Origin of the sequence: Pseudoalteromonas sp. Cn5-37 (genome assembly GCF_021532495.1) — a bacterium.
GTDB lineage: Bacteria > Pseudomonadota > Gammaproteobacteria > Enterobacterales > Alteromonadaceae > Pseudoalteromonas > Pseudoalteromonas simplex.
Genome location: NZ_JAKGBA010000071.1, coordinates 1 through 3508 on the forward strand (window position 1 = coordinate 1; position 3508 = coordinate 3508).

The window sequence follows — 3508 nt, forward strand, 5'->3', positions numbered from 1 at the left end:
TCGAGGGGATGGGCTAAATAATACAAACTGTGTTATTCAAGGGGTGAAGTCCAATGGTACGAAAAGTTACTCTAAGCGTGAAAATTCAAGCTAAGGTTAATTTCGAGGGGATGGGCGCAAAACCCCTAGTACCTATCTCATGCGGGCAATTTTTAGCACAATACCCCCATGTTAAAATAGAAATGCAATTGCAAGAGCAGCACGAACTTGCACGCAAACTGCAAGAGGGCGAGATTGATATCAGTGTTTATTCGCAGGCAATTAACAGCATCGGCAGCGACATACACCTGCCAGACCAACTGGTATTGTTTGTTTCTAAACACCATCCGTTAGCAAATAAAAGCGATATCAGCAAACACGATTTAGATAGCTACCCTATGTACGGCTGTTTTTCTCAGTCTAAACAAGTACAAAGCATGCTTAACGAAGCCATCGATATGCTCAATAAATCGGCTAGCATTAAGGTAGGCAGCATTGAGCAAGTAATGTCAGGGCTGGTTAAATCAGATCACTTTGCTATTGCAAGTATTGAACACGCGAGCACTCTTGCAGAACACACAGAGCTTGTACAGCTAAAAACAAATAAAGACTTAAGTCACGAACAACTTGTTATACAAACAAGTCAACAAGCAGCAGTTGGCGAACACATTGACCATTTATTATCTCTTATCAAAAAAGCATCTACGACTATTACTTAAGCCAAGATAAAAATAGCATACCGCATTGCCCTTAAACCTTTTAAGGGCAACCAATTTAGATAGCCCTTACTGATTTACTCTTCTTGTTACCAAAACCTGCAGCACAGCTGCTTAACCTAAAAAGCCCTTTTAGTTTTTATACTTACGCGTTAGGTTTTTATTTGCTTAAGTAGCGGAGCACAAACCACTAGCTATTAAATTTTTTTAGGCTACACTGTCGCACCTTTTTTAATCAACAGACATAAATGAACACACTTTTTAGTTCTGATGTTTATTTAGATGCAATAGAAACCCATGGTTATGTTGTTATACCTAACGCACTTATTAGCGAGCTAGTAGAGAGTTTAATCACCGATTGCCACCGTATTAACCCGCATTTTAGCGCTGCAGGTATTGGCCGTTTAAATGACTTACAAATAGATAAAACCATTCGTAAAGATAAAACCTATTGGTTTGATGGCAGCTCACAAGCACAGCTAACTTATCAAGCAATAATGGAAAGTATAAAAACCACACTTAATCGACAGTTTTTTATGGGCTTATTTGATTATGAGTGCCACTACGCTAAATACACCCAAGGCGACTTTTATAAAAAGCATTTTGATGCATTTAAAGGGCGATCTAACCGCGTATTTACAACAATCCTTTATTTAAATACGCCCGAGCACGGTGGCGAGCTTGTTATATACAAACCAAAAAGTAAGCAAATAGAGATAATAATTAAACCCACCGCGGGGACACTCGTTATGTTTGAAAGCGAGCGTTTTGCGCACGAGGTATTACCTGCCATTAATGAGCGCTACTCTATTGCTGGCTGGTTTAGAAAGAACGCCTCAATAAGTGGAGTAATTGACCCCCCACGATAAAACCAACATAGCCACAACAACTAGTGGCTATACTGAGGTTAAATTAATAGCGTTGAGATGAAATTAACGCGCAAATACAAATGACAAGAACAAGCCAACAAAAATAGCTAATCCAACATAGTGATTATTTAAAAACGCTTTAAAACATGCATCACGCGCACGTTTATGAATAAGCACTTGCTGATAAATAAGTAACCCAGCGGCAGTACATAAACCTGCAACAAACGCCAAGCCTAGCTGGTTAATTAAGCCAATAAGCGCCAACAACGCTATAAAATTAGCGTTTAATAAAAATATAATATGGCGGTCGTATTTACCAAATAAAATAGCAGTAGATTTAACCCCTATTTTTAAATCGTCATCTCTGTCAACCATGGCATACATAGTGTCGTACGCTACCGTCCAACAAATATTTGCAACAAATAACAGCCACGCCTGCAGCGGTAATGAGTCAACTGATGCCATATATGCCATAGGTATTGCCCAACCAAATGCAGCGCCTAAGACTACCTGCGGAAGATGTGTATAGCGTTTCATAAAGGGGTAGCAAAATGCCAGTGCCAACGCCCCAAATGACAATAAAATAGTGTTGATGCTAAGTAGTAATACCAATACAAAAGCAATGGCTATCAGTAATATAAATAAACTCAGTGCTTCACCTGCACTTACTTGTCCGGTGGCCAAAGGCCGCCCTGCTGTACGCTTAACTGAGCCGTCTATTTTTCTATCTGCAAAATCGTTAATAACGCAGCCAGCACTGCGCATAACAATTACGCCTAAGGTAAATACAATAAAGTTAACTAGGCTTGGCATACCAGCGTTTGCAAGCCATAGAGCCCAATAAGTAGGCCACAGTAATAGTAATGTACCGATAGGTTTGTCAATGCGCATGAGCTGAATATAAAAAGGGCTATGCTGTAATTGCAAAGGGGCTAATTTCATGAGTACAAATAGGCTCCGGGTAAAAATACTTCGCACACTAAAAAGTGATAATCATTAATAGAAAACACACTACGACGACCTAATAAAGGGTGCGTAGTTAAATTCAACTCTTTAACAAGTGACTGCAGCGCATGCTCTGAGTCAAAGCGCCCTACCTCAATATTACTTCGGGTAAGTTCAGGGTGCTGAAAAATAACATCACCTAAAGGGCGTGCGCCCATATTATGCAGTGTTGTTTGCGTTTGTGTACTGGGCAGCCAACTTTGGGCATACACCATGGGTGTATTGTCACACAATAAAAGCACCTCGCGATTAAGTGCTTTATTTGTATTTGAGCCAAGTAGTTGTTGCTGTGCATCGCTTAGAGTAAAAGTTTGCTCATTAAGCACTTTTACACTAAAAGTTTGTGCATTACTTTTTAATTTAGCGGTTAATGAATGTGGCTCAAATAGCCACTCTTGCTCTAACGCAGATAAGTTATTTACCAAAGAAGCACATTGCCAATTGGCAGATATAGAAAGCGGAAATGTAATCATAATAGCTCAATAAAATTAAAACCGAGACGATGATAACATTGCCAAAGCATTTGAAAAAGTGATGTTTTACTGCCGATAAATAATTGCAGGAGCTGTTTATTAGGCGCTATTAAGTATAAACTATTTGTATTAAGAAAATGGAAACACACTAAAGATGAAAAAAATAGTATACGCAGGTTTTTTAGCACTGATCCTAAACTGTTTTAGCTTCTCGGCAAAAGCGGAATCGACAGTGGGCTATTTTGGTTTTGAGCCAGACATAATTACCAATTACATAGGCGCCTCAAGTAAAAAAATGGGCTATGTACGCGTGACTATAGATTTAATGCTTAGCAATAAGGGGTTCTAGGGATTTTCCCCTCTAAAAAGACATAATCCTCTGTAGACCACACCAATAAATGGCTGCGGAGGTGGTTTACTTTCAGCTTGGAGCCTAATCATCCACTATCGGCCTTGTTATTTCGCC

4 protein-coding genes and 1 pseudogene are annotated in these 3508 nt (G+C 39.4%); 3 read left to right on the plus strand and 2 right to left on the minus strand.

What is annotated here, in order from left to right:
- Positions 1-110: 110 nt before the first annotated feature.
- Together L1266_RS21980 and L1266_RS21985 are read left to right on the plus strand one after the other, a co-directional pair.
- A complete protein-coding gene (locus L1266_RS21980; RefSeq protein WP_235378349.1) occupies positions 111-698 on the plus strand; it encodes a LysR substrate-binding domain-containing protein in 588 nt (195 codons plus the stop codon).
- 245 nt (positions 699-943) lie between these two features.
- Positions 944-1564 carry a 2OG-Fe(II) oxygenase gene (locus tag L1266_RS21985; protein ID WP_004588553.1) on the plus strand — a complete coding sequence of 207 codons (621 nt, stop codon included), beginning with the start codon at positions 944-946 and terminating at the stop codon, positions 1562-1564.
- Positions 1565-1627: 63 nt separating this feature from the next.
- Here the strand turns inward: L1266_RS21985 and ubiA are convergent, their stop codons facing one another.
- Positions 1628-2506, minus strand: coding sequence for a 4-hydroxybenzoate octaprenyltransferase (gene ubiA, locus L1266_RS21990; protein ID WP_004588554.1), 879 nt, complete (start codon positions 2504-2506; stop codon positions 1628-1630).
- Entirely contained in the window at positions 2503-3042 is a 540-nt protein-coding gene (locus tag L1266_RS21995) for a chorismate--pyruvate lyase family protein (protein WP_004588555.1), read from the minus strand. Before L1266_RS21995 ends, ubiA begins: the two co-directional genes overlap by 4 nt.
- Before the next feature lie 154 nt (positions 3043-3196).
- Here L1266_RS21995 and L1266_RS22000 point away from each other — a divergent pair.
- Positions 3197-3379 (plus strand): annotated as a pseudogene (locus tag L1266_RS22000) (flagellar basal body-associated protein FliL); the annotation flags it as partial.
- Positions 3380-3508: the final 129 nt, after the last annotated feature.